General features: G+C 63.9%; 18 protein-coding genes. 12 read left to right on the top strand and 6 right to left on the bottom strand.

The window, feature by feature from the left end:
- Positions 1-64 precede the first annotated feature (64 nt).
- Together V0U35_RS13435 and V0U35_RS13430 are read left to right on the top strand one after the other, a co-directional pair.
- The gene (locus V0U35_RS13435; RefSeq protein WP_330197258.1) at positions 65-1,819 is read left to right on the top strand and encodes an autotransporter assembly complex protein TamA; all 1,755 of its coding nucleotides are present in this window, start codon (positions 65-67) and stop codon (positions 1,817-1,819) included.
- A gap of 4 nt (positions 1,820-1,823) precedes the next feature.
- The gene (locus V0U35_RS13430; protein ID WP_330197257.1) at positions 1,824-5,903 is read left to right on the top strand and encodes a translocation/assembly module TamB domain-containing protein; all 4,080 of its coding nucleotides are present in this window, start codon (positions 1,824-1,826) and stop codon (positions 5,901-5,903) included.
- Here V0U35_RS13430 and V0U35_RS13425 read toward each other — a convergent pair.
- Positions 5,900-8,488 (bottom strand): PAS domain S-box protein, encoded by a 2,589-nt coding sequence (locus V0U35_RS13425; RefSeq protein ID WP_330197256.1) that lies wholly within the window; start codon positions 8,486-8,488, stop codon positions 5,900-5,902. The genes V0U35_RS13430 and V0U35_RS13425 overlap by 4 nt on opposite strands.
- 137 nt (positions 8,489-8,625) lie before the next feature.
- Here V0U35_RS13425 and V0U35_RS13420 point away from each other — a divergent pair, with 137 nt between their 5' ends.
- Positions 8,626-10,476, top strand: coding sequence for an ABC transporter ATP-binding protein (locus V0U35_RS13420; protein ID WP_330197254.1), 1,851 nt, complete (start codon positions 8,626-8,628; stop codon positions 10,474-10,476).
- A gap of 100 nt (positions 10,477-10,576) precedes the next feature.
- Positions 10,577-13,465, top strand: a complete 2,889-nt coding sequence (locus tag V0U35_RS13415; RefSeq protein ID WP_330197252.1) for a M16 family metallopeptidase — start codon at positions 10,577-10,579, stop codon at positions 13,463-13,465.
- A 72-nt stretch (positions 13,466-13,537) separates the two neighbouring features.
- On the opposite strand, the gene V0U35_RS13410 is transcribed toward V0U35_RS13415, so the two are convergent.
- Positions 13,538-14,182: a TetR/AcrR family transcriptional regulator gene (locus V0U35_RS13410; protein WP_330197251.1), complete on the bottom strand. Its 645-nt coding sequence runs from the start codon at positions 14,180-14,182 to the stop codon at positions 13,538-13,540.
- Between the two features lie 101 nt (positions 14,183-14,283).
- Here V0U35_RS13410 and V0U35_RS13405 point away from each other — a divergent pair, with 101 nt between their 5' ends.
- The 3 genes from V0U35_RS13405 to V0U35_RS13395 all read left to right on the top strand — a co-directional run bounded on the left by V0U35_RS13405 (position 14,284) and on the right by V0U35_RS13395 (position 15,951).
- Positions 14,284-14,709, top strand: coding sequence for a hypothetical protein (locus tag V0U35_RS13405; RefSeq protein WP_330197249.1), 426 nt, complete (start codon positions 14,284-14,286; stop codon positions 14,707-14,709).
- Entirely contained in the window at positions 14,706-15,215 is a 510-nt protein-coding gene (locus V0U35_RS13400; protein ID WP_330197248.1) for an SRPBCC family protein, read from the top strand. The genes V0U35_RS13405 and V0U35_RS13400 overlap by 4 nt, the downstream gene beginning before the upstream one ends.
- 82 nt (positions 15,216-15,297) lie before the next feature.
- Complete coding sequence (locus V0U35_RS13395) at positions 15,298-15,951, top strand: FKBP-type peptidyl-prolyl cis-trans isomerase (protein WP_330197247.1); 654 nt, start codon at positions 15,298-15,300, stop codon at positions 15,949-15,951.
- On the opposite strand, the gene V0U35_RS13390 is transcribed toward V0U35_RS13395, so the two are convergent.
- The 3 genes from V0U35_RS13390 to V0U35_RS13380 form a co-directional block, all read right to left on the bottom strand.
- Positions 15,948-17,441 (bottom strand): pilus assembly protein TadG-related protein, encoded by a 1,494-nt coding sequence (locus tag V0U35_RS13390; RefSeq protein WP_330197245.1) that lies wholly within the window; start codon positions 17,439-17,441, stop codon positions 15,948-15,950. The genes V0U35_RS13395 and V0U35_RS13390 overlap by 4 nt on opposite strands.
- A gap of 109 nt (positions 17,442-17,550) precedes the next feature.
- On the bottom strand, positions 17,551-19,095 hold the full coding sequence (locus V0U35_RS13385) for a pilus assembly protein TadG-related protein (protein WP_330197244.1): 1,545 nt from the start codon (positions 19,093-19,095) through the stop codon (positions 17,551-17,553).
- Between the two features lie 112 nt (positions 19,096-19,207).
- A complete protein-coding gene (locus V0U35_RS13380; protein ID WP_330197243.1) occupies positions 19,208-19,981 on the bottom strand; it encodes a 2OG-Fe(II) oxygenase in 774 nt (257 codons plus the stop codon).
- Positions 19,982-20,028: 47 nt separating this feature from the next.
- Between V0U35_RS13380 and argE the strand changes: the two genes are divergently transcribed.
- Both argE and V0U35_RS13370 read left to right on the top strand, forming a co-directional pair.
- A complete protein-coding gene (gene argE, locus V0U35_RS13375; RefSeq protein ID WP_330197242.1) occupies positions 20,029-21,195 on the top strand; it encodes an acetylornithine deacetylase in 1,167 nt (388 codons plus the stop codon).
- Between the two features lie 12 nt (positions 21,196-21,207).
- Complete coding sequence (locus tag V0U35_RS13370; RefSeq protein WP_330197240.1) at positions 21,208-21,894, top strand: sulfotransferase family protein; 687 nt, start codon at positions 21,208-21,210, stop codon at positions 21,892-21,894.
- Here V0U35_RS13370 and V0U35_RS13365 read toward each other — a convergent pair.
- A complete protein-coding gene (locus V0U35_RS13365) occupies positions 21,891-23,096 on the bottom strand; it encodes an NAD-dependent epimerase/dehydratase family protein (protein ID WP_330197239.1) in 1,206 nt (401 codons plus the stop codon). The two genes, V0U35_RS13370 and V0U35_RS13365, sit on opposite strands and share 4 nt — an antisense overlap.
- Positions 23,097-23,247: 151 nt before the next feature.
- Between V0U35_RS13365 and rfbC the strand changes: the two genes are divergently transcribed.
- The 3 genes from rfbC to gap all read left to right on the top strand — a co-directional run bounded on the left by rfbC (position 23,248) and on the right by gap (position 25,793).
- Positions 23,248-23,814, top strand: coding sequence for a dTDP-4-dehydrorhamnose 3,5-epimerase (gene rfbC / locus V0U35_RS13360; RefSeq protein WP_330197238.1), 567 nt, complete (start codon positions 23,248-23,250; stop codon positions 23,812-23,814).
- A 4-nt stretch (positions 23,815-23,818) separates the two neighbouring features.
- Positions 23,819-24,703: a dTDP-4-dehydrorhamnose reductase gene (rfbD, locus tag V0U35_RS13355; protein ID WP_330197237.1), complete on the top strand. Its 885-nt coding sequence runs from the start codon at positions 23,819-23,821 to the stop codon at positions 24,701-24,703.
- A 79-nt stretch (positions 24,704-24,782) separates the two neighbouring features.
- Complete coding sequence (gene gap / locus V0U35_RS13350; protein ID WP_330197236.1) at positions 24,783-25,793, top strand: type I glyceraldehyde-3-phosphate dehydrogenase; 1,011 nt, start codon at positions 24,783-24,785, stop codon at positions 25,791-25,793.
- Positions 25,794-25,837 lie beyond the last annotated feature (44 nt).

Raw genomic sequence — 25,837 nt, 5'->3', positions numbered from 1 at the left:
TTCCGGGTCTATAGCCGGGTTTGCCGGGCGCCCATGGGCGTCCGGATCGGCTATGGATTGTGTCATGAACCGGTTTTCAACGCTGTTGTGCGGAGGCGCTGCGGCTGTCGTGCTCGCCGCGACGGCCCAGGCCGAACCTTACGCCCGCATCCGCGGCGTTGAAGACGCGGAACTTCTTGAAAGCCTCTATGCCGTGATCGGCGACCAGACGAGCGTCCCGGCCGGCCCGCGCGAGGCTCATGACCGGGCGGTCGAGGCCGCTGATCGCGTGACGCGCGCCCTGCGCTCGCAGGGCTATTACGCCGCCCGTGCCGAGACTGTACAGAATGACAACCCGCTGCGCCCGACGATCCGGGTGCGGCCCGGCCCCCTGTACAATTTTTCTCAACTCTCGATCGACTTCACGGCGGCACCCCGCCCCGATGCCCGCGAGGCCGCCGAAGCCGCTTTCACCTTGAGTAGTGGCGACCCGGTCCGCGCCGAGGCGGTTATACTGGCCGAGACCGGGCTTGTCGAAGCGCTGCAGGAACGCGGCTATCCCGATGCCCGGGCTTTGGATCGCGAAATCATTGTCGATCATGCCGTCCGGTCAGCGACCGGTGCCTTCCAATTCGATCCCGGGACGTTTGCCCGCTTTGGTGAGCTGCGTGTGCCCGACGACAGCCCGGTGCGGGCCAGCCTCGTTCAGCGCCTCGCGCCCTTCGCCCCTGGCGAACCGGTTACACGGTCCGAGCTGGGTGAATTTTCAAGCCGCCTGCGCGGCCTGGAAGGGATCGCCTCGGCCGAGGTTACGCTGGGCGACGGGAGCGGCGGCGAGAACCGCGCCGTCGACGTTCAGATCGAGGCCGGTCCGCGCCACGTCCTTGAGCTCGGCGGCGGCTATTCGACGTCGGACGGAGCCGGTGTCGAAGGCGAGCTGACGCGGCACAATCTCTATCGGGGTGCCGAAACCCTGACCCTGTCCGCCAGGCTCGCCGAGATCGACAGTTACGCCGGCGCACGGCTCGATATCCCCCACTGGCGGCGCTACGGCCAGACGTTGACCGCCGGTATCCGCGCGGAGGCGGAACGGACCGACGCCTATGACCGCGACGCGCTGGAAGCCTCTGTTTCCGTGACCCGTGAAATCACGCCGCAGCTCGCCGTGACGCTGGGCCTCCGGGCCGAATCCGCCCGGATCGATGAAGCCGCAGCAACGGTTCTGGCCACGACATCGGGTGCGCTCAATATCGCGTCGGCCTCGCTTGGTGCGGTCTGGGATACGCGCAATGACGCACTCGACCCCAGCGATGGCTACCGGATCGAAGGGGTGATCGAACCCGCGGTGCTGCTCGATGATGGCGTGTCGACCTTCTACAAGGGCGTGGTTCAGGCCTCGGGCTATCACTCTTTCAGCGATCGGTGGGTGTTGGCCGCGCGGGCTGCGGTCGGAACCATCCTCAACGCCGATGCCGGGGAGATCCCGGCTGACCGTCGCTTTTACGCTGGCGGGGGCGGGTCGGCGCGCGGCTTTGACTATCAGGCCTTGAGCCCGGTCGGTCCCACGGGCGCGCCCTTTGGCGGCGTCTCCCTGCTCGAACTCTCCACCGAATTGCGCTGGCGCTATTCGCCACGCCTGGGATTTGCCGCTTTCGTCGATGCGGCGTCGGCGGGCGGCAATCCGGATGTCGACTTCGGGGCCTTACGCGCCGGTATAGGGGCCGGTGTGCGCTACTACACCGGCTTCGGACCGATCCGGCTGGACGTCGCGACACCGGTCGACCGGCGCAGCGGCGAGACGCCGGTGCAGATATACATCTCCATCGGACAGTCCTTCTGACCTGATGCCAGCCGCACTCCCCCGCCTCCTGACACTCGCCCTGGCCATCCTCGCAGGATTGACCAGTCTGGTTCTCGGCGCACGCCTTCTGGTGGCCAGCCCCGTGGGCGCGATGGCCATTGCGTCCTGGGTGGATGGTGCCCGTTTCGGCAGCGCCGGGGAGGCCTCGCTGGACGGGCTGCGCGGCGATGTGCTCTCCGGTTTCGCATTCGACCGGTTCAGCCTCGAAGCCGCCGAGGGCGAGTGGCTGGTGATCGAGGACCTGTCATTGGACTGGCGGCCCCTGCGCTACCTGACATCCGGCCGTCTTGTCATTCGCGAACTCACTGCACGCCGCGTTGCCGTCCTGTCCGAGCCGCCCTCCGGAGAGTCCGGGGGTGGCAGTCCGGATATCCCCGAATTCGTCGTTGGCCGTCTCGACATTGCCGCGCTTGAACTCGCCGAAGGTCTGGCCGGACCGGAGGTCATTCTCGCGGTCAACAGCGCGCTGGAATCCCGGGCGGGCGGTGGTCTGTCCCTGACGGCGCGCCTGGAACGGATCGACCAGCCCGGTGACCTCGCCTGGATTGACGCTGCCCTGGACGCGGAAGGGCGTGTCGAGGCGAGTGTACGCGCAGAAGGCGCGGCGGGCGGCCCCTTCGCCGCTCTCTTGCGCGCGCCAGACAGCACGGTCGCGCTGACCGCCGATGTCTCTGGCGGACGCGAGGCCGGTGAAGGTTCAGGGGCGTTACGTCTCGATGGCCAGCCCGTCGCGGAATTTACCGGTGAATGGGGTGCGGGCCGGTTTGCCGCGTCCGCCGGGATCGACGCAGCCACCTGGCCGCACCGTCTCCTGCGCCGCTATATCGGCGGCGACGCATATATCGAAGTCGACGGCGATTTCGGTGACAGCGTGACGCTCACCAATCTGCGGGCACGCATGGACGGAGCGGAGATCACCGCGCGGCGCGCAGGCGAGGGCTGGGACGCCGACGCTGAATTCTCTGCCGCCCGCCTGTCGGCCTGGAGCGGTGAAACCATCACCGCATCGTCCATCACATGGTCGGGACAGGTGACGACCGGCGAGACTCTGTCCGGAACAGGCCAGATGCGAGCGCTTGAGGTCGGCTATCGCGGCTTTACGGCGCGCGTGCTCGAAGGCCCGCTCTCGATTGTCCGCGAGCCGGACCAATACGCCATCTCTGTTGAGGCCGCCTCGGACGGCATGACCTACCCCGCCGAGGCTCTCGGCGAACTGCTGGGGCCGGACCCGGATATTGCCGCCCGGTTTGACTGGATTTCGGCTGAACGCCGCCTCGCCTTTCACGACATCACCATTGCCGGTCGGTCTGGAGGACTGGACGCAGCCGGCGCGGTCAGCCTGGCAGACCGGTCCTACACTTTTGACGGCGAAGCCACGCTGCCCGATCTGTCCGCATTGGCTGATGTCACCGGCGAAGCGCGCTCCAGCCTGGTGCTGACCGGCGATTTCGATGGGGCAGTGGCGTTGTCTGTGGATGGACGTGCGAGCGAGCTGGGTGGTCACCCGGCGTTCGAGCGGCTCGGCCGTCAGGTCACGCTGACCGCCAACGTAAACAGGACGGCCCAGGGCCAGTGGCGGATCGAGCGGGCGCGGGCGCGCGGCGACGGGCTGATTGCGCGCTGGACGGCAGAACAGGACCGGCAGGGCCGGTGGTCCGCAAACGGTGAACTGGCACTCGAAGCCGCACTTGATTTCGGCTCGGTCCAGATGGCGGGCGGTGCCGCAGCCGCCTTCGATGCCCGCACGGGTGAGGATGGCGCGTTGGTCTGGCGGCTGGATGCGACCTCGCCGGGACTGGCCGCCGGTCCGGTGCAGTTTGCCGAGCCGCGCCTGCGGGTCGAGGGAAGGGGCGGTCCAGCCGCGTTTTCCGCCGACATGCGCGTCACCGCGGAAAGCCCTTATGGCCCTATCGATGTCGGGGGCGAAATCATTCGCGGTGAGGGCTGGCAGGTAAACGGGATCGCCGGGGCCGCCGGACCCGCAGATCTGAGCGGATCGGCCCGATTTGGCGATGCGGACGCGGAAGGCCGTCTTGTCGCGTCAGGCAGTCTGCCGGACGGCGGTCCGGTGTCCCTGACCCTGACGCTGGGCGGGGCCGAGACCTTGCAGATTGACGCAAGGCTGCTGGCTGAGGGCTGGCGTAATGGAGAGGTCGAGCTCGATCGCCTTGAGGCGCGTTTGCAGGGGCCTCTGGACCGGCTCGCACTGACAGCGACCGCGCGCGGCTCCTATGGCTATGAGTGGCGGATCAATGCCGACGGGACGATCACCAATGAAGAGGACGGCTTTCAGGCTGACGTGACGAGCACGGGCGATGTCGGTCCCTATACGCTGTCCAGCACGGAACCCGTCCGTCTCCGCAATGTGGAAGCCGGTCAGCACCTGTCGGCCGCCTGGTCGCTGGGGCCGATGTCACTGTCGTTTGATTCCGTCTTTGGCGACGCGGCAGACACGGTGTCGGTTCGCTTCGCCGACATGCCGGCAGAGCTTCTCTCGCAGGTGCGTGGCCGCAGCCTGACCGAGGGGTCGGTATCGGGTGAGCTCAGCTATCGCCGCGCCGCGTCGGGTCTTACAGGTGCCGCCTGGGTCGAAGCCGCCGACATTTATCCGGCCAATGGCAATCCGGAGCAGGCGATTACGGCGCGTCTCGAAGCCGCCATGCCCGGTGATGTCTTCACGGCCACATTCGAAGCGGGCGGGGCGGATCTCGCCGCCACCGCCGATTTGCAGATTGAAACCGGCGTGATCGCGAACTGGGGCGAGATCAGGGACCGCAGCAGTGCGCCGGTGTCCGGGTCGGCCAGGCTGACCGGCCCGGTCGGCACGTTGGCGCGCTTCTATCTGCCCGAATCCCAGACCCTGACCGGAATAATCAACGCCGAAGCGGTAGTCAGCGGAACGGTCGGCGGGCCGGAGTTCGCAGGCGATATCGGCTTCTCGGGCGGGACTTTCACCGACATCCGGCAGGGCGTCCACATCGTCGATGTTGCCGCGTCGGGTACATTTTCCGGCGACGGAGCGACCCTGGATTCTGTGACCGCAACAGATGGAGATCGCGGTACGCTGTCGGGCTCGGGCGCAATCAGTTTCGCCGATGCCCGTCCGGACGGCGAATTCAATGTCGAGTTCCGCAATTTCTCGGCGGTCGACAAGCGCACCCTGTCGGTCATGGCGACCGGCGATGCCCGGTTCGAGATTTCCGAGACCGGTGTGCATGTCACCGGCGAAGCCCGTCTCGACGAGGTCGAGGCCCGGCCGCCCGAGGGCGGGCGTGATCCGATCGTCGAGATCGAGGTCACCGAGATCAATCGCCCGGATTCGCTGGCACCGGCTCCCCAAAGGCGAACATCGCCCTTCACGCTCGACTACCACGTCACCGCGCCGGGCCGCGTCTATATCCGCGGGCCGTCCTTTGATTCCGAATGGTCGCTCGATATCCAGGCGAGGGGGCCGCTGACCGCACTGAAACTGATCGGTGTGGCCGACCTTCAGCGCGGGTCCGCCTCCCTCATTGGCCGGCCGTTCGACCTGCAATCAGGCCAGGTCCGGTTCGATGGCGGTGTGGATGAGGCGACGGTCCAGATCCGGGCGCAGCGCGAGACCGAAGGCCTGACCGCCATTGTCGAAGTGTCCGGCCCGATGACCGCCCCGCGGATCGCCCTGACGAGCCGTCCCCAATTGCCCGATGACGAAGTCCTGTCACGGGTCCTTTTCGGCCGTTCGGTCTCGGAATTGTCGACCCTGGAAGCCGCACAGCTCGCTGCGGCCCTGTCGAGCGCCGCCACCGGCGGAGGCGGTTTCGATGCCTTCGACAGGCTTCGCAATCTCACGGGCGTTGATCGCCTCTCGATCCGGACCGGTGCCAGTGGCGCACCGATCGTCACCGGCGGCCGCTATATCGACGAAGATGTGTATCTGGAGATCGAAGCGGGCACCGGGGCAGACATGACGACGGCCGCGCGGATCGAGTGGGAGTTGCGTCCGGACCTGCGGCTTCTGTCGCGCGTGACCGGGACAGCGGATGCCTCCATCGCGCTGCGCTGGCGCAAGGAATTCGACTAGGCGACCGCGCGCCCGCTGCTGCGTTCGGACCGGGCCACCGGCAAGCTGAAATAGAAGGTGGACCCTTCTCCCGGGGTGGATTCGACCCAGACCTCTCCGCCATGGCGTTCGACCGCCTGCTGTACAATTGCCAGGCCGATCCCATTTCCGGGATATTCACCGCGCGCATGCAGGCGCTGAAACGGCGCGAACACCTTTTCGGCGAAGCGCGGGTCAAACCCGACCCCGTTGTCGATGACCGAGAAGGTCGCCTTGTCGCCATCCGTCTCGCACTGGATCCGGATACGGGGACTGGCAGAACTGCGGTACTTCACCGCGTTCGAGAGCAGGTTTTGCAGGATCTGGACGATAACCCCGTGATCGCCTTCGACCGGGGCAAGCTCGCCAACGCAAACCCATCCGCCTGTTTCGGCCAGGGCGGAGTCCAGCCGGTTCATGGCGTCCGCGACCACGTGCGACATGTCGATCGACGTGGTCTTGATGGGCTGGTTGGATAGCCGCGAATAGGTCAGCAGCTCGTCGATCAGCGTTTGCATGCGCAGGGCGGCATCCAGCATGAAATGCAGCGCCCGCCGCGCATCTTCGTCAAACGTGTCCTTGTGACGGCGGTTCAGCAGGCTCGCGAAGGCCGCGATCTTGCGCAGGGGTTCCTGCAAGTCATGCGAGGCGATGGCCGCAAACCGGTCGAGTTCGCGGTTCGAGCGTTTCAGGTCGTCATAGGCCCGGCGCAGCGCAGTGACGTCGGACACGACCGCATAGCTGGCTTTGGGTGTGCCGTCGTCATGCCGCTCGAGGAACGAGCTGAGCAGCACATCCATTGTTTCGCCATTCTTGCGGATGAAGCGGTAAGGGATGTTGGTGTTGCTGCCCGTGGCAAACAGCGAGGGCAACGTGTCGGTCAGGGCCCGCTCGCGGGACTCCGCATCCAGGAAGTCGATGGATTTGCGGCCGATCACCTCGTCGCGTGAATAGCCCATCACCGCGAGCCAGTAGTCACTGACCTGCACAATACGCCCGTCCGCCGAGATCGTGTGCATCATGGCCGGTGAGGCCTGGTAGACGCGTTCGAAGCGGTTTTTCTCCTCGCGCAGGGCGGCTTCCAGGGCATTTCGTTCCGTGACGTCCACCAGCACGGCGTGCGAACGGAAGGGGGCACCATCGTCCCCGGTTTCGACCACGGCGGAAAGCAGGGTCTCGACCCGCTCACCGGACTTCTTGACGAATGTATAGGGGACATTTTCGCAACGCCCGGTACGCCAGTGTTCGGCCAGGCCGACAGTCCGGGAGCGTTCCCGGCCCTCCGGGGTCAGGAAATCTGTCGGGGGCCGGCCGACGACTTCACTGCGGTCATAACCCAGAATGCTCAGCCAATAATCGCTGACATCAACGATGCGGCCTTCAGCGTCGATGGTGTGCATCATGGCGGGAGTGGCGCGGTAGACCGACTCATACCGGTCCTTTTCGTCCTTCAACGCCATTTCCAGGCGAATGCGCCTGGTCTCGTCCTTCAGGACGCCGGCAGCGATCCAGGGCTTGCCGTCCGCATCGCGCTGGATCAGGCGTCCGGTCGATCGGATCCAGCGCCATTCCCCGGACAGGGATTTCGCGCGATAGAGGACATTGAATGTTTCGGTTTCGCCGTTTGCAACGGCCATTGTACCGGAGACTACCGCCTGGGCGTCCTCCGGGTGCACGCGGTCCATCCAAACCGGTCCCGGGATCTCCGGCAGGTCCTGGTTGACGCCCAGCTGTCCCGCCAGGTCGCCGCGAATGGTCGAATAGTGTTTTTTCAGATCGTGTCGCCATGCGGCGAGGTCCGCGGCCTTGAGCGCATCGGCGAGTTGCCGGTCGGATTGCTCGATCTGGCGTTCCAGCGTCTTCTTCTGATGAACATCGATGATCAGCCCGCTGGCCGTGTTCCGGCGTGTCTCATGGGAGTTGAGACGCCCGCGCGCATGCATCCAGCGGTATTGGCCATCCTTGCCCTTCATCCGCAGTTCGGCAGACATCATCCGGCCGCGATAGACGGCGCTGAGTGCCTTGAGCGTTGCCCCCTGGTCTTCGGGATGGATCATGGCGCGCCATTCCGCCAATGGAATGACTGCGTCTTCGTCCGCATATCCCAGGAAGGTCGCCAGCGGTCCCGTCACTTCAACAATGCGTTCGGCGAGGCTCAATCGCCAGGCACCGTGATTGCCTGAACCAAGCCCGTCCCGCAGCAGTCGCTCGCCGTCCTCGATACGGCGTTCGAGCGTCCGCCGGCCTGTCACATCCCGGATAATGCCCAGCAATTCCTTGCCGTTCTGCATCGGGATGAGGCGCAGCGTCCCCCAGAACGTGCTGCCCGACCGTGTCCGGTAGAGCAGGTCCGGCGCACCGGCATCGCCGTCGCTGGCGTCGAACACGCTCTTCTCGGCGTAGAGCGCGGACAGACCCACGCCGGCGATCTCGTCACGGCTATATCCGAACAGGCTGGTGAAGGCCGGATTCACATGCCGGATACGCCGGTTCGCGCCCGTTACGAAGACCGCGTCAGAAGTCTGTTCGTATAACGAATACAGCAGTGTATCGGGCAGATCGGGCATGAAACGAATCACCTGTCAGGAATTTAATTTACCCGTCCGTCCGGCTTGCGGCACCGTCCGTCTGTTCTCAGGGCTGGTGAAACGCGGCTGGGCCGTTATCTTTCGCCCGCCCGGAATTGACACAGGAATTACGCCGCGTGACGTCCCCATCCGCCAATACCCCCATTCTCGCCGTCGAAGATCTTCATGTTCGTTTCGCCACGCCTGATGGCGAGGTGAACGCTGTCAGGGGCGTCAGTCTCGAGATCAATGCCGGCGAATGCCTGGCGGTGGTGGGCGAATCCGGGTCGGGGAAAAGCCAGACATTCCTTGCTGCCATGGGCCTGCTCGCCTCGAACGGCCGGGCGGAAGGCGCGATCCGCTATCGCGGAGAAAGCATCCTGAATGTGCCGCTGCGCAAGCTCAACAAGGTGCGCGGCAAGTCGATGACGATGATCTTCCAGGATCCGCTGACGTCGCTGACGCCGCACATGCGCGTTGGCGACCAGATGAACGAAGTGCTCGCCAAGCACATGAACCTGTCCGGCGGTGCGGCGCGCAAGCGCGCCCTGGAATGGCTGGAACGGGTCCGGATCCCCGAAGCCAAGCGCCGCCTGAAACAGTATCCGCACGAATTGTCGGGCGGCATGCGCCAGCGCGTGATGATCGCGATGTCGATGTTGTGCGAGCCCGATCTGCTGATCGCCGACGAACCGACGACCGCGCTGGATGTGACCGTCCAGGCCCAGGTCCTCGACATCATGGACGAGCTCAAGCGCGAAACCGGTGCGGCCATCGCGCTGATCACCCACGACATGGGCGTAGTCGCGCGCATGGCGGACCGCGTCGAAGTCATGAAGAACGGCGTCTATGTCGAGGGCGGCACGGCCGACCAGATATTCGGCGCGCCGAAAGACCCCTATACGCGCATGCTGCTCGACGCGATGCCGCGCATCGACCAGCCCGACAAGCCGGGCCATGCCGTCCTGCCGCCTTATGAGGACATTGACGGCGAAGGCCCCGTCCTGTCGGCGGAAGACATCAAGGTCTATTTCCCCGTCACCGTTTCGGGCGGGCTGTTTCCCAAGACCAAGCCGCTGAAGGCTGTCGACGGAGTCTCCTTCGACCTGCGTTCCGGCGAGACGCTGGGCGTGGTCGGCGAATCCGGTTGCGGCAAGTCGACCCTGGCCCGTGCTGTGCTGCAACTCGTCCCGACCCAGGGCGAGGTAACCTGGATGGGCCGCGATCTGGTTGATATGGAACGCAAGGCGCTGCGCGATGTGCGCAAGGACCTCCAGATCGTGTTCCAGGATCCGCTGGCCTCGCTCAACCCGCGCATGACGATTGGCGCGTCCATCGCCGAGCCGCTGAAGACACACCGTCCGGGCATGAAGCATGCCGACCGCCAGAACGCGGTCCGCCAGATGATGCGCAAGGTCGGGCTCGATCCGAACATGATCAACCGTTACCCGCACGAACTGTCCGGTGGACAAAATCAGCGTGTCGGCATTGCCCGGGCGATGATCCTGGGGCCGAAACTGGTGATCTGCGACGAGGCCGTGTCGGCGCTGGACGTGTCGATTCAGGCCCAGATCATTGACCTCCTCATCTCGCTGCAGAAGGAGATGGGCCTGTCGATGATCTTCATCTCCCACGATTTGTCGGTTGTTCGGGAAGTGTCCCATCGGGTCATGGTGCTCTACCTAGGACGAATCGTGGAATTCGCCGACCGCGGCCAGATCTATGACGATGCCCGCCACCCCTACACGAAAGCCCTGATTTCCGCGGTGCCGATCCCCGATCCGGCGGTGGAACGGGCACGGGCCCGTGTAAAACTGGATGGTGACCTGCCCTCGCCGATGGATCCGCGCGCGCAGCTCCGCTTCATGAAATCCAAACTGATCGATGATCCCGACGCGGAACAGTACCGCCCGCAACTGATCGAGGTGTCGCCTGGTCACTGGGTCGCCGAGCACGATCCGGCTGAAGACGTGCTGGTGACGGACTAGCCATCGCCCGGCCTGACCCGGATTGCACGACTTTCACTTACTATTTGCGGCCTCGCGGGCTAACCTTCCCGCCTGCCTGAAACCCGAGGATTTTCACACGATGATTTCAACGCTCTTCGCGCGCACCGCCCTTGCTGCCCTTTTCTGCCTGTCGCTCGCAGCCTGCAACGCTCCGCAACGTGGCGAGGCCGGACCGGATGCATTGGCCGAAACCGGTCAGGTCAGCGCCGCCGACGTTGATTTCGTCCATGAGGCCAGCGACCTCGACCCCGATCCGGCGGTCCGTTACGGCCGTCTGGAAAACGGGATGCGCTACGCCATCCTGCACAACGAAACCCCGCCGAATACCGCCGCGATCCGCATGGTGTTCAATGTCGGTTCTCTGGCCGAAGCCGACGATCAGCGCGGACTGGCCCACTTCATTGAACACATGGCGTTCAACGGCTCGACCAATGTGCCGGAAGGCGAAATGGTGCCCCTGCTCGAGCGCTTCGGTCTGGCTTTCGGCCCGGACACAAATGCCTTCACGGGTCTCGAAACGGTCGGTTATCAACTGGACCTGCCCGAAGTCGACGACGAGACCCTGCGCACGGGCCTGTTCCTGATGCGTGAAACAGCGTCCGAACTCCTGCTTGACGCTGACGCGCTGGACCGCGAACGCGGCGTCATCCTGGGTGAAGAGCGCGTGCGCAACACGCCCTTCCGCCGCTGGAACCAGGCCCGCAACCGGTTCCTTTTCCCCGACATGATCATCGCCGACCGGGATTCGCTACTCGGCGCGCAGGAGATTATTCGGACGGCTCCGCAGGAGCGCTTTGCTGATTTCTACGAGAATTTCTACGTCCCAGAACGCGCCATCGTGACGGTGGTCGGCGACATCGATGTCGATGATGTGGAAAACCGCATCATCGCCCAGTTCGCCGACTGGGAGCAGCCCGCGGATGCGCGTCCTGACCCCGAACTCGGCACGCTGGACGCTGACCGCGGTTTCGACACCGGCTATTTCGAGGATTCCGAGATTGTTCCGATCATCACGATCGACATGCTCGACCCTGGCCCGCCGCCGGCCGACACGGTTGCGAACCGCCGCGAAAACCTGGTGCGTGGCATCGCGGACGCGATTCTCAATCGCCGCCTCAGCACGCTGATCAACACCGGAACCTCGCCGCTGGTTCAGGCCTCGGCCTCGTCCACCCATGCCTTTGACCGGGTGGAGCGGTCCTCGCTTTTGGGCGCGTCGACGCCGGAGCGCTGGCGTGAAGCGGTCGGTGTGCTGGAGCAGGAACTGCGCCGTGCCGTCGAGTTCGGCTTCACCCAGGCCGAACTCAATGAGCAGCTGGCCAATATCCGCACGTCCCTGGTCAACAATGCCGACGGTGCCGCGACCCGGTCCAGCACCAGCCTGGCTGATGGCCTGTGGCAGTCCTGGCGGGGCGACAGCGTCTTCACCCATCCGTCCGACTCGCTCGCCCGCTTTGAAGCCTATGCCGACGGCATCACGGTCGAGGAGGTCAGCGCCGCTTTCCGCGAAGACTGGACGAGCGGCGAGCCGCTGGTCTTCGTGACGGCGACAGAAAGCCTCGAAAACCCCGAAGCCGAAATCGCGGCGCTCTGGACCGAGTCCCAGGCCGTGGCGGTCGAGCCGCCTGTCGAGGCTGACGAGGCCGGCTGGGCTTATACCGATTTCGGAACGCCGGGCGAGGTCGCGTCCCGGACCGAGGTCGAGGATCTGGACTTCACGCAAATCGCCTTTGAAAACGGCGTTCGCCTGAATGTGAAGTCGACCGACTTCCGGGCCCAGCGCGTCAGCATCAACATCCAGTTCGGACGCGGTGATCTTGAACCGCGCACCGAAGCGGTGGTTGGCACGGTCGCCTCATCGGTCTTCACCTCCAGCGGTCTGGAAGCGCACAGCGCGGACGATCTTTCCCGCGTTCTGGCCGGCCGGGCCGTCAGTGCCAATTTCAATGTCGGCGGGGACGCTTTCACCTTTGGATCGACAACCACGCCGACCGACCTGGAAACCCAGCTCCAGCTCTATGCGGCATATCTCACGGCCCCGGGCTGGCGTCCCGAAGGCCTGGCCCAGTTCGAGGCGTCGATCGAGGAGTTCCGCCGCATCAGCTATTCCTCGCCGGCCGGTGTGCTGAGCGCGGAAGGTGCGCGGATGATCCGGTCCGGCGATCCGCGGTTTGGCTTCCCCACCCGCGAGGAGTTCGCCGCCATTGATCTCGATGACATCCGCGCTTTCCTGACCGATGCGCTCGAGCAGTCACCGGTTGAGATCACCATTGTCGGGGATGTCAGCGTCGACGATGCGATTGCCGCCGTGGCGGCGACGTTCGGAGCCTTGCCCGAGCGCGCTGGTGAGTGGCCGGATTATGACGACGCCCGCAATGTCGTCTTCCCGGATCCGACGCCCGAGCCCATCGTCCTGACCCACCGCGGCGAACCCAACCAGGCCTACGCGAATGTCTACTGGCCGACGGTCGACTTCTCCGATGTTCGCCGCTCCCGGGCCCTGTCCATGCTCAATGCCGTGATTGACCTGAAACTGACCGAGCGTCTGCGCGAGGGAGAGGGTCTGACCTACTCGACCGCGAACTCGAATCTCGAGAGCGACATCTATCCCGGCTATGGCTATTTCTGGATCGGCATCAATATCGAGCCGCAGGAAGCCGAACGGGTCTATGACATCATCGATCAGATTGTTGCGGCCACGGCGGATGGCGAGATTTCCGAGGACGAGATGCTCCGCGCCCGCCGTCCCATCCTGGAATCCATCGAGGATGCCCGCGAGGACAATGGCTACTGGCTCAACGTCCTGTCCGGGTCGCAGGAAGACCCCGAACGGCTCGACAATGCCCGCTCACTGGTGGACGATCTCAATTCCATCACGCGCGAGGAGCTGATGGACCTCGCCAACGAATATCTGCGCGACGAGACGGCCTATCGTCTCACCATTGTGTCGCAGAACTGGCAGCCCTGACCGGTTCGATAGCGGCCAAACCTAAAGCAATGCCGGTCCTTATGGGGCCGGCGTTGTCGTATCAGCCCGCGGTTAGTGCTTCGAGTTTCGTCCGAACATCAGATCGACCAAGCGGGCGTTGGCCGCGGCGTTGAGCCGGGCCGCGTCCAGTCGGTCAAAGCGCGATTTCACACGTCCTGAATTCCACAGCGCGGCGAGGCCGTGCACCATGGACCAGGCGATGACAGTATAGGTTTCCGCATCCTCCGGGTCGGCGAAGCCTTCGTCGATACAGCGCTGGATCGTCTCGCTGAGAAAGACCCAGGCGTTTTCGCCTGCGCCGACATAGCCGTCGTCCTGCGTGTCGTAGAGGTCGCGGCGGAACATCACATCGAACTGGCCGGGATTGGCCATGGCAAAGGCGACATAGGCCTTGCCCACGGTTTCGAGCAATTCCGGCCCATTGTCCGGAGAGTCCGTGCCGATGCCTTCGCCAATGGCGGCGATCATGCGTGACCAGCCTTCCTGTGCGAAAGCCAGCATCAGCCCGGTCTTGTTGTTGAAGTGGTGGGCCGGCGCGCCATGACTGACGCCGGCCACCCGCGAAACTTCACGCAGAGAGACCGCGTCGGCTCCCTTGTCGGCCACCAGTGTCTCGGTCGCGCGCAAAAGGGCATTGCGAAGATCTCCGTGATGATAGCGGCCTTTCGGCTTGGCGAGGTCTTCGGTCCCTGTCACGTCAAACTCCGGCATTGACTCATTAAACTAGACAGTGTCTAGATGCACTTGTTCGGGCCCGGGATCAAGCGGGCTGGCTGTTTCAGCAAGGGGAGGTTTCCATGCGCTTCGGTGCGACGTTTCTGACATTCTTCATCGTCAGCTTTCTGCTCAGCGGGCTGACGGCGTCTTTCGTGATCGTCCCGCTCTTCGGCGAAGGGCTGGGCGAGATGCTCCGGTCCGCCGACGACGCATCGGCCTTCCCGTCGATGATTGCCGGCTTCGCGCTTTATTCACTCGCCGCGGCCTGGTTCCTGCTGAACACCAGGGCCGCAGACAGCTGGCTGATGAATGGCCTTCTCGTCGGCGCGGCCTTCGTCGTCTTCATCACGGGCCAGTACGCCATCCTGCCGGGCTGGTCGGTCCTGCCCGTCAATCCGACGATCGGGTCCGGTATCGTCAGCGGGCTACCGGCTATTCCTGCCGCCATTGCCGCAGCCTTCGTGGCGGCACGGCTTGGACGCTCCGGCGCAGCGGTGTCGGCATGATGCGTGTTCTGCTCGCCGCGGCCCTGTTGATCACGCCTGCCGCCTTTGCCTCGGCGCAAGACACCGCACCCGGCCCGATCACGGCGACCATCGAGATCGACGCCCCCGTCAGCGAGGCCTGGGAATTGTGGACAACCGAGGAAGGCCTGTCCTTTTTTGCTCCGGCGTCGCGGATCGAACTGGAGCCGGGCGGGATATACGAGGTCTATTTCCTGCCCGATGCTCCGGCAGGCCAGCGCGGCTCGGAGGGCACCCATGTACTCGGCTTCCAGACCGAGCGCATGCTGACCATCACCTGGGGCTTGCCGCCCTACATGCCCGAGGTTCGTCCGTATCTTACGGCTATTACAATTCTGTTCGAGGACCTCGGCGAGGACCGTACCCGGGTCACACTGACCCACTCCGGCTGGGGCTGGGATGGTGAGTGGGATGCGGCACGGGCCTATTTCGTCACCAATTGGCCGGCTGTGCTTGACTTGATGAAAACGGCGGCAGAAGGCGAATAGCCGACCACGCGTCATCCCCTATTCGGCGCGGCGCGAATCCGGGTTAAAACAGGCCTGACTGTCCCATTCAGGAGTGTTCACCATGCGCCGTGTCTTTCTTCTTCCCTCGATTGCCATCCTGACCGCCGCCTGCTCGTCGGGTCCGGCTGAACCGCCTGTTCCGGCCGACCCGGAAGACGCGGCGTCGGTGGTTGAAGCGGCGCGCGGCTGTGCGGCACTGGGGCTCGAATATGGGGATGTTCCGGTAGCCGCCGAACCCGAATTCCACGGTGATCCGTCACAGGGCGAGCGCAACACGCTGATCGGCGAGCTTTATCTCGAACAGGTCTCGGAACTGCCCTGTGTCTACACGCTGCCGTCCGGCATGCTGATCCGGGTCGTCGAGGCATCCGGCGAGGACATGCCGACACCGGAAGCGGGCGAAATCGTGCGGGCGCATTATGACGGGCGCTTCCCGAACGGCGAAGGCTTCCAGTCCTCCTATGATGCGGGCGAACCGATCAACCATCCTTCGAACGGTTTCATTGTCGGCTGGAACGAAGCGATGAGCCATATGCGGATCGGTGAAGTCTGGGAGCTCTTCATCCCCTCAAACCTCGCCTATGGCCCGGCAGGGATCGGCCCGATCGGCCCCAACCAGACGCTCTTCTTCCGCATGGAACTGGTCTGCCTTCCGGCCCGTGCCGAACCGTCCTGCGAGGCGCTCGAAGCCGAAGCGGCTGCTGAAGAGGGCTAACGCGACAGGCGCAGATTGGTCAGATCGCCCGCGATCAGCTCGAACGCATTCCGCAGGGCCTCGTTCGACGGCGAGTCGAAATAGAGGCTGGGATGGCTGGCGCAGTCGCGCATTATGTTCCGCGTTGACGTCGAGCTGACCTGAAAGGTGATCGTGTAGACGCGAATGCCGCGCTCGCGGGCATAGGCACAGGCTGCGGCAGTGCGGTCGTCGAGCGCATTGCCAAGCGCGTTCGACGACGCGGTGACGACACCCAGCCGACCCTCGCGGGCATAGCCGTAGCCGGAATAGTCTGACAGATTCACATTCGACCGGCCATTGATGACATTCTCGCCATCGGTGAGGATGACCATGGCCTTGATCGTTTCGTCGTCATCCCAATCCGACCCGCCGGTGAAAGGCTCTTCCGGAGACAGGATACGCACGCCCCAGGACACCCCGATGGGAATATTGGTCGTACCGCTCGCGATCATCTGGTTGATGGCACTATCGATGGTTTGCCGGTGCGATGTCAGCGGTGTGATGGGACGGGCGGTGCAGCCCCAGTTCGACGCCGCGCCGGATGGGTTCACGCCGGCATATTTGTAGCTGTTCATCTGACGCGCCAGCTGGTCATACCCGCCCATTCCGTCGGACATGTAGCTGTTCGAATAGCCGGAAAAATAGCTCGGCTCGTCGGGTGCGAAATAGGGCACGAACAGGGTTTCGGGCCGCGCCGGATCAGGCTCCTCATCTTCGATGTCATAGGGGATCTGCCGGGCTTCGACACAACCGTCCCAGCTTTCGTAATGCATGGAGTCGATGACGTCCCAACGATTGGCGGGCGGATAGAAATTACTCGAATGCAGGGGCGAAATCCCATCGGGATCAAGCCACCAGGCCCGTTCGTATTGGGTTCCGACATTCACGGTGGAGGAAAAGGGCACGAGCCCGATCCGCAGGCGCTCGGGATCATCCGCATTGTCGAACAATATATCGGTGAGCAGTGCGGCGGCATCGCGCAGGGCGGAAATTTTCGAGCCCGACATCGAGCCGGTATTGTCGAGCACCATGGCCAATTCCAGTGTCTGCCGGGCGCGGGCGACTTCGGTCTCCCAGTGAACCGTCAGGGTGTCGATCCCGATCAGCCCCAGGAAGGCCGTCGCGATATGGGATTCGCCGGTCACGGTGACCGTGTCGGCGATGTGGTCGAGCGAAATCGAAATCTGGCCGAGCTGACCGATCGTGTGATCGGGATAGTTGGCGTTGAGGAAATCAACGGCGAGCGCGGCTGCGGTCTGATCATCGATATAGGGTGAGGCACCGACCGCAAGCGCGGCCGCATCGAGCGCGTCGGCCAGCCGCGAGCGCGCGCTCATCGCCTGGTGAAAGTCGACAGCGGCCCCGGATAGACCGGCAATCGGAAACAGCAGAAGCGAGAACAGCATTGCCGCGTGGCCGCGGCGGTCGACGATAAAGCGCCCCATGGCGCGCTTCCAGAATGCCCTCATGCGTCCCTCCCGGAGTCGGCACGGGGTATTCAAGTCCCGTCCAGTGCGGTCGGGCATCCGATTTCGGAAATCATGGCGAAGGGCGGGTTAAGGCCCGTCGCCGAACTTCCTAACGCGACAGGCGCAGATTGGAGAGGTCGCCTGCAATCAGGTTGAATGCCTCACGCAGCGCCGAACTCGACGGGCTGTCGAAATAGAGGCTGGGGTGGCTGGCACAATCGCGCATCATGTTCCGGGTCGAACTCGAATTGACCTGGAAGGTGATGGTGTAGACGCGGATCCCCTGTTCGCGGGCATAGCGGCAGGCCGCTGCCGTACGCTCGTCGAGAGCATCCGAGAGTTGGCCGCTGGACGCGGTCCGTCGGCCAAGCCGGCCGTGAACGGCGTAGCCATAGGCCGAATACTCAGACATGAAATACCCGTTATTCCCGCTCATGACATTCTCACCGTCGGTCAGGATGACCATCGCCTTGAGCGTATCGCGGTCACCGAATTCGGCACCGTCGGTAAAAGGTTCCTGGGGTGACAGAACGCGGACTCCCCAGCCGATCCCGTTGGGGATGTTGGTATTGCCGCTCGCGCCCATGTCCCGGATTGCATTCTCGATCGTACGACGCGAATTGGTCAGCGGGGTGATTGGTGTCGTGGTGCAGGCCCGGTTCGGATCGCCGCCGGACGGGCGTCCGCCATCGTATTTCAGCAGGCCGGTGATCCGCTCAACAATGCCATCCGTCCCGCGATCATCATTCAGATAATCATTGTGGAAGTTGCCGATATCGGGTTCGTCCGGCGCAAAATACGGTACGAAAAGCGTTTCCGGACGGCTTGCGTCCGCCGGCTCGTCTTCAATGTCATAAGGCAGCATGCGCGCTTCGACACAGCCTGCCCACGATGTATTACGAAGCGAATCAAAGAGATCCCAGTTGATCGCTTGGATGGTTTCGGTCGTACAAACGCGACGGCGGCCACGGCCCGTACAAGTCCGAACGTCCTGGCCTTCACCGGCCCATTCGGCATGAACCGGGCTCTCTCCGTCCGGATCTAGCCACCACACACGTTCATAATCCCGTCCGACATTCACGGTCGCCGCAAACGGCACCAGGCTGATACGCAACCGGTCCGGATCACCATTGGAATAAAGGACGTCAGTCAAAAGCAGGGCAGCGTCGCGCAGCGCACTGATCTTGGAGCCGCGCATGGAGCCGGTATTGTCAAGCACCATGGCCAATTCCAGCGCCTGGCGGCTCTGCTGGACTTCGCTTTCCCAGTGAACGGTAATGTCATCCATGCCCATCAGGCCGAGGAGCGTTGTCTGGACACGGGATTCGCCGGTCACGGTTACAACGCCGTTGTCACGGTCGATATGCACGTTGATCGCCTGAACCGAACCGACCTCCCGCTCGGGATAGTTGGCATTGATATAGTCCCAGGCGACCCGGCTGGCTTCAGCGTCGGTCAGATTGATTTGTCCACCAACGGCCAGCGCTGCGGCGTCCATGGCCTCGGCTAAGCGCGCCCGCGAATTCATGGCCTGGCTGACGTCGATGGCACCACCCGAGAGGATCGCAATCGGGGTCAGTGTCAGCGCGAAGATCGTCGCGACATTACCGCCCGTGTCGGAGAAAAAGCGGCGAATTTTATCAAAAATTTTCATGCCGGCCTCCGGTGAAAATTCACCATTCGAGCGGCGTTATCGCGCGCGACGCGTTAAAACGACGTTCGCGAGGGCAGTAAATTTTGGGTTAAAGCGTTGTCCCGGCGGCCGATTATCCGGGCACGTCAACGCGTCCGTGATCCAGCCAACCGGTAATGGAATAGCGGCCGGCCCCGGCAAAGGGCGCGACATAGGTTACCGCATGCCACCGCGGGACCTTGAAGAAAGTGACGACGTTAAAACGGGGCTGGAAGGCGCGCTCGATCACGGCGTCGCCATCGTAGAAAACCAGCTGCCCGCCCCAGTCCGATTTCCATTCCCGGGTGAATCCAATGACGAACGCAGCCCGCCGGTCCACGACATCGCCATAGCTGTCGTCATGGCGGGTCAGGAAATCTCCGGGCGCATAGAGCGTGGCCTGCGCATCCGACCGGTTGACGGTATCGCAGCCGATAATCTCGCGTCCGAAATCGAGCCATTCGCTCATGTTGAGGAACTGGACCATCTGGTGCAGCGGGTGCCCTGCATCCTCACCCGTCTGCAGCGTCTCGATCATGGGATAATAGTGGTAGAGAAAGGCAAAGCCTTCACGGGCCTTGCGGAAAATGCCCTGCTGCAATTGCTGGGATTGCTGGACCGGCAGGGCCGCCATTTCATGAGGGCGGTATTTGCGAACCTGGCCGTTATTGTCGGTGAAGATGGTGCGCCAGGGTGTCCGGTTGGCGAGTACGGCCTCCATGGCGTTGGCAACGTCGTCGGGAAACAGGTTTTCAATCTGTACGAAACCATCCCGCGCGAACGCTTCGGCCAGGGCCTTGCGGTCGAGCGCCGGGTTGAGGCGGAGGACATTGCCGCCTCCGTCGGGTTTCCAAGCCTGTTGCGTCATGCGGGGCAACATGCCATCCGCTTGGAGAACGGAGTAATTGCGACACCATGACGATTGAGACAGCTTTTCGTAAGGCGCAGAACCTGCTCACCGAGATGGTCGGGTTCGACACGACGTCGCGCAATTCAAACCTGGCGATAATCGATTATCTTGAGGCCCGCCTGACGGCCCTGGGGGCCCGGTGCGAGCGCACGGTCGACGCAACCGGGACCAAGGCGAACCTGCATGCGGTGATCGGCCCGGATGTCGAAGGCGGCGTGGTCCTCTCCGGTCATACCGATGTCGTGCCGGTTGACGGCCAGGACTGGTCGAGCGACCCGTTCCGGGTCGAGGAGCGCGGTGGCCGCCTCTACGGGCGCGGCACCTGCGACATGAAGGGCTTTATCGCCTGCGCACTGGCCGCCTCCCCTGACTTCGCTGCCGCGAACCTGAATAGGCCGGTCCATTTCGCCTTCTCCCACGACGAGGAGGTCGGCTGCCTCGGAGCGCCCGCCATGATCGCAAGGATGATGGAGGGCCACCCGAAACCGGCGCTGGCGATCATTGGCGAGCCGACCGAGATGAAGGTCGTGACAGGGCACAAGGGCCTGTATTCGCTCCGCGTCGAGATTGACGGTCACGAAGCCCATTCCTCACGCGTGGACGATGGGGCCTGCGCGGTGACGAACGCGATCCCGCTCCTGGCATTCCTGCACGCCAAGGCCGCCGATTGGCGCGCGGCGGCTCCGGCAGATTCGCCCTTCGATCCGCCGTTCGGGACGCTGACGGTGGGCCAGATGGGCGGCGGCACGGCGACCAACATCCTCGCCCGCCACGCCTGGTTTGAAACCCTGATGCGTCCCGCGCCCTGGGACGATGCCCGCGCGGTCGGGGCGGAGTTGCGTGCGTTGGCAACAGAAATAGAGGCGCAGATGCGTGTGCATGCGCCGGACGCCCGCATTCGCGTGATGACACGCTCGGATGCGCCGCCCCTGGTCCCGGAAACCGATGGCGCGGCTGAACAGCTGGCGCGGGCATTGACCGGTGACAATGCGACCCGGACGGTCTCCTTCGGGTCAGAAGCCGGACAATTCCAGAGCGCGGGCCTCTCGGTCGTGGTGTGCGGGCCGGGTTCGATCGAGCAGGCCCACAAGCCCGATGAATTCATCGCCCTGTCCGAACTGGAGGCCTGCTGCGCCTTCATGGACCGCCTCCGCGATCACCTGGCGGGATAGGAGGATCCAGACATGTATGAGCGCTCCGATCCGGTCTACGTCCTCAACGCTCCGGCTGCCGCAGCCGGGCGCGGCGTCTTCGTCTTTGGCGCACCGCGCGGCGGGACGTCCATGGTCGCCGGCGTTTTGCGCCTGGTGGGCATCGACATGGGCGCGCGTCAGGGCCGGGGCAATAACGAGGATCTCGACATCCAGGATGCGCGCGGACCCGCCGGTCCGCTGGGTGAGGCGGGAACGCCAGACTATCTCGCGGCGCTCGACCGAATGCGCCCGAAAATCGCTGAGCGGGCCAAGGCTCAGGGCCCTTGGGGGTGGAAGGACCCGCACGGCATTCTCTATGCGCGCGATGTCACCGACCTGTTGCCGGCACCCCGCCTGATCGCGGTTTTCCGCGATCTCGCCGCCAGCGCCGAACGGGTCCATCGGATCAATGGTGCGGACCGGCTTGATGAGATGCACAGCGCCCTGATGCTGCAGACGCGGGCGCTGGACTTTCTGCGCGAAACGCCACTACCCGCGGCCATCGTCAGCTATGAGAAAGCGCTCGTGCGTCCCGAACGATTCCTCGATCAGATCGCGACGTTCTGCGGTGTTGATGTGGACGCAGCGGAACGCGAGGCCGCCCTGGCCTTCATTTCACCTGAACGCGGCCATGGCGACCCGGACTCGCCGGGCTGGCCACGCGACGGAGCGATCTAGGAAACGGCTTTGAGCGGCGGTTTGCCGGGGCCGGCGGCCTGGTCCTTGTTCCAGTAGGACACGCAGGGGATTTTCGACCGGTCGCAGCGGTCCGCATATTTGCGGGCAATCTCCGTGACTTCTTCCATCAGCCCGGCGGCCAGCGTTGTCGGCTTCAAGCCCAGTGAGAGGAAGGTGTCGTTTTCGACGTGGAGGTCGTTCTCGTCGGCTTCCTTGCGTGGATTGGGGACCATCTCGACCGGCGCGCCGGTCATGTCGGCGATCATGTTCGCCAGATCCCGCACCCGGTGGGTCTCGGTCATCTGATTGATGATACGAACCTTCTCACCGGACTTGGGCGCGTTTTCGATGGCCAGCTGCAGGCAGCGCACCGTGTCCTGGATGTGGATGAAGGCGCGGGTCTGCCCGCCCGTGCCGTGGACCGTCATCGGGTGTCCGACGGCGGCCTGCATCAGGAAGCGGTTCAGCACCGTGCCGTAATCACCGTCATAGTCGAACCGGTTGATCAGGCGCTCGTCGCGGCGGGTCTCTTCGGTCTGGGTGCCCCAGACGATGCCCTGGTGGAGATCGGTGATCTTCACCCCGTCATTCTTGTTGTAGAAGTGGAAGAAGAGCTGATCCTGCGTCTTCGTCATGTGATAGATGGAGCCCGGATTGGCGGGGTAAAGGATTTCCTGGTCCTTCAACCCTTCCGAAGTTTCCACTTTCACCTTCAGATAGCCTTCCGGGATTTTCATCCCGGCCGTGCCATAGCCATAGACGCCCATCGTGCCGAGATGGACGAGGTGGATGTCGAGGCCGGAGTCAACGATCGCGGCCAGCACGTCATTGGTGGCGTTGAGATTGTTGTCGACCGTGTAGCGCTTGTGGCGCGCGCTCTTCATCGAATAGGGCGCGGCGCGCTGCTCGGCGAAATGGATGATGGCGTCCGGCTTCTCGGCCAGGATGAGATCAAGAAATTCTTGGTAGTCGCGGCCGATACGCAGATTGACGAAGTCGATCGTGCGTCCGCTGACCGCTTGCCAGGCCGCGAGCCGTTCGCCCATCGGCCGGATCGGGGTGAGCGAGTCCACTTCGAGCTCGATATCAATCTCGCGGCGCGACAGATTGTCGACGATCACGATGTCATGGCCGAGATTGGACAGATGCAGCGCCGTCGGCCAGCCGCAGAACCCGTCACCGCCCAGAATAATGACTTTCATGTTGCGTCACGCCCTTCTCAAGATTGGCATTCATGTGGAGAGTTTTCCTTATTTCGCAAGCGGGACAGGGCAAGACAACCCTGTTGCCGCATCCGACCCTCGACAGGGCGCAGCCGGGCGGCTAGTCCGGGGCCAGCAAAAAAGGCCTGAAATGTCTGAAACACTTGCTCCCTTTTTCGATGCCTATGTGCTTGAGCCCGCTCGCCATTCCGATGAACGCGGCTGGTTCTCCGTCACCTGGAGTGCTGACGGGTTCCGCCAGGAGACGGGCGTGGACACCGTCTTCGTGCAGGACAACCTGTCCCGCTCTCTGAAAGCGGGAACGGTGCGCGGGCTGCACTATCAGCGTGAACCGCATGCCCAGGGCAAGCTGGTCCGATGTGCCCGCGGCGCGCTTTATGACGTCATTGTCGATATCCGCGAAGGCTCACCCACCTATGGCCAGTGGGGCGGTGTTGAGCTGACTGCCGAAAATGGCCGCCAGCTCTGGGTGCCGCGCGGCTATGCCCACGGCTTTGTCGCGCTCACCGATGGCACCGAGATCGCCTACAAGGTCGATGGCCAATACGCCCGGGACCTTGAAGGTACGGTTCTGTGGAGCGACCCGGACCTTGCCATCGACTGGCCTTTTGACCGGTCCACCGCGCTGTTGAAGGCCGCCGACCGTGAAGCGCCGCGTTTGAAGGACGCTTCGCCCGGCTTCGTCTGGAAGGGCTGAGGCAATGCGGATCCTCGTCATCGGTTCGACGGGGCAACTCGCCCGCGCTCTGGCTGCCCTCGGGCCGGGAGCCGGTCATGACATCATCCGCGCCGGGCGTCCGCAGATCGACCTGGAACGCCCGACCGGCCTCGCCGACCTTTTCGCGAGCGCCCGGGCTGACGCGGTAATCAATGCCGCCGCCTATACCGCCGTCGATGCGGCCGAGGACGATGTGGCGCGCGCCGAAGCCGTCAATGCCACCGCGCCCGCTTCGCTCGCGCGTACGGCCGAGGCGCTGAGTCTGCCCTTCATCCATGTCTCGACCGACTACGTCTTCGACGGGACCAAGGGCGCGCTCTACACCGAGGACGATCCGGTTTCCCCGCTCAACATGTACGGACGCACCAAGGCGGCAGGCGAGGCCGGCGTGCTGGCCGCTCATACCGGCGCGCTGGTGGTGCGGACCTCCTGGGTCTATGCGCCGGAGGGCAAGAATTTCGTGCGCACCATGCTGGGCCTCGCCGAAAAACACCCCCGCCTGAGGGTTGTCGACGATCAGATTGGCCGCCCGACCGAGGCCAGCGCACTGGCGCAGAGCCTTATGTCGCTGGCGGAAAGCCTGCGCTCTGGCGCGCCGGGCGGACGGCTCCACGTCGCCAATGCCGGTTCGGCCAGCTGGCGCGATTTCGCTGAAGCGGCGTTGCGCGGTGCCGGCAAGGATAATCCCGTCGACGGGATCAACACCGAAGAGGCAATGCGTACGCTGGGCCTGCGCGCGCCGCGCCCGGCGGATACACGGCTCGATCTGACCCGAGCCGATCAGGACTATGGTGTGCGCCTGCCGGACTGGCGCGAGTCGCTAGAACGCTGCCTTGCCGCGATGGGTGCCGGTGGACGCGGCGGCTAAGAGCGGCTAAACGGCGCGGCAAATCAGACAAGCGGCGCATCGGCGAAGTCCGGTGCCTTTCATCACACGGAGTACGGACATGGCGGTTCGGGTTGCGATTACGGGTTTCGGGCGGATCGGACGGCTGGCGCTGCGTGCCGTGCTGGAAGAGCAGCGCTGGGGCGAGGTCGAGGTCGTGGCGATCAACGACTCCTCCACCCCGGAAACCAATGCGCACCTTCTGACCTATGACAGCGTCCATGGCCGTTATCCCGGCAAGATCACGGTCGGCGAGGACTGGATCGACGGCGGCTTCGGCAAGATCAAGAAAGTCTCCAACCGCGACCCGAGCCAGCTGCCCTGGGGCGATCTGGGGATCGATATCGTTCTGGAATGCACCGGCAAGTTCAATTCCAAGGAAGCCTCGATGGCCCACATCGAGTCGGGCGCAAAGCGCGTTCTGTGCTCGGCCCCGGCCAAGAATGCCGACAAGACAATCGTCTATGGCGTCAATCACGCCGACCTGACCGCCGACGACATCATCGTGTCGAACGCGTCCTGCACCACGAACGGTCTCGCGCCGGTGGCAAAAGTGCTCAACGATTCGGTTGGCATCGAACGCGGTCATGTCACGACCATCCACGCCTATACGGGCGACCAGCCGACCCTCGACCGCAATCACAAAGATCTGCACAGGGCCCGGGCGGCTGCGATGTCGATGATCCCGACCTCGACCGGCGCGGCCAAGGCCGTCGGCCTGGTCCTGCCCGAACTCGCCGGCAAGCTTGACGGCGCGGCGGTCCGCGTCCCGACCCCGAACGTGTCGCTGATCGACATGGTCTTCACGCCGGGCAAGGACACCAGCGCCGAAGAAATCAACGCCGCCATCCGCGCCGCCGCCGACGGTCCGATGAAGGGCGTCCTGGGCTATGACGACATCCCGCTGGTCTCGATCGACTATAATCATGACAGCCGGTCGTCGATTGTCGCCATCGACAAGACGAATGTCATCGACGGCCGTCTCGCGCGTGTCATGACCTGGTATGATAATGAGTGGGGCTTTGCCTGCCGCATGATCGACACCACGGTCGCCATGGGCAAATTCCTTTAAGGGAAATGCCTTTCTCCCTCCCCTTTTAGGGGAGGGCCGGGGTG

The organism is Hyphobacterium marinum, from assembly GCF_036330325.1.
Classification (GTDB): Bacteria; Pseudomonadota; Alphaproteobacteria; order Caulobacterales; family Maricaulaceae; genus Hyphobacterium; species Hyphobacterium marinum.
This window is presented reverse-complemented; position numbering and strand designations above follow the sequence as displayed.

Coding starts and splice junctions, on each gene's coding strand:
- V0U35_RS13400 (WP_330197248.1), top strand. CDS start 14,706: ATGATGCGTGTTCTGCTCGCCGCGGCCCTGTTGATCACGCCTGCCGCC.
- V0U35_RS13430 (WP_330197257.1), top strand. CDS start 1,824: ATGCCAGCCGCACTCCCCCGCCTCCTGACACTCGCCCTGGCCATCCTC.
- V0U35_RS13435 (WP_330197258.1), top strand. CDS start 65: ATGAACCGGTTTTCAACGCTGTTGTGCGGAGGCGCTGCGGCTGTCGTG.
- V0U35_RS13385 (WP_330197244.1), bottom strand. CDS start 19,095: ATGAAAATTTTTGATAAAATTCGCCGCTTTTTCTCCGACACGGGCGGT.
- rfbC (WP_330197238.1), top strand. CDS start 23,248: ATGTCTGAAACACTTGCTCCCTTTTTCGATGCCTATGTGCTTGAGCCC.
- V0U35_RS13425 (WP_330197256.1), bottom strand. CDS start 8,488: ATGCCCGATCTGCCCGATACACTGCTGTATTCGTTATACGAACAGACT.
- V0U35_RS13390 (WP_330197245.1), bottom strand. CDS start 17,441: ATGAGGGCATTCTGGAAGCGCGCCATGGGGCGCTTTATCGTCGACCGC.
- V0U35_RS13370 (WP_330197240.1), top strand. CDS start 21,208: ATGTATGAGCGCTCCGATCCGGTCTACGTCCTCAACGCTCCGGCTGCC.
- V0U35_RS13395 (WP_330197247.1), top strand. CDS start 15,298: ATGCGCCGTGTCTTTCTTCTTCCCTCGATTGCCATCCTGACCGCCGCC.
- V0U35_RS13365 (WP_330197239.1), bottom strand. CDS start 23,096: ATGAAAGTCATTATTCTGGGCGGTGACGGGTTCTGCGGCTGGCCGACG.
- V0U35_RS13405 (WP_330197249.1), top strand. CDS start 14,284: ATGCGCTTCGGTGCGACGTTTCTGACATTCTTCATCGTCAGCTTTCTG.
- V0U35_RS13415 (WP_330197252.1), top strand. CDS start 10,577: ATGATTTCAACGCTCTTCGCGCGCACCGCCCTTGCTGCCCTTTTCTGC.
- argE (WP_330197242.1), top strand. CDS start 20,029: ATGACGATTGAGACAGCTTTTCGTAAGGCGCAGAACCTGCTCACCGAG.
- V0U35_RS13380 (WP_330197243.1), bottom strand. CDS start 19,981: ATGACGCAACAGGCTTGGAAACCCGACGGAGGCGGCAATGTCCTCCGC.
- rfbD (WP_330197237.1), top strand. CDS start 23,819: ATGCGGATCCTCGTCATCGGTTCGACGGGGCAACTCGCCCGCGCTCTG.
- gap (WP_330197236.1), top strand. CDS start 24,783: ATGGCGGTTCGGGTTGCGATTACGGGTTTCGGGCGGATCGGACGGCTG.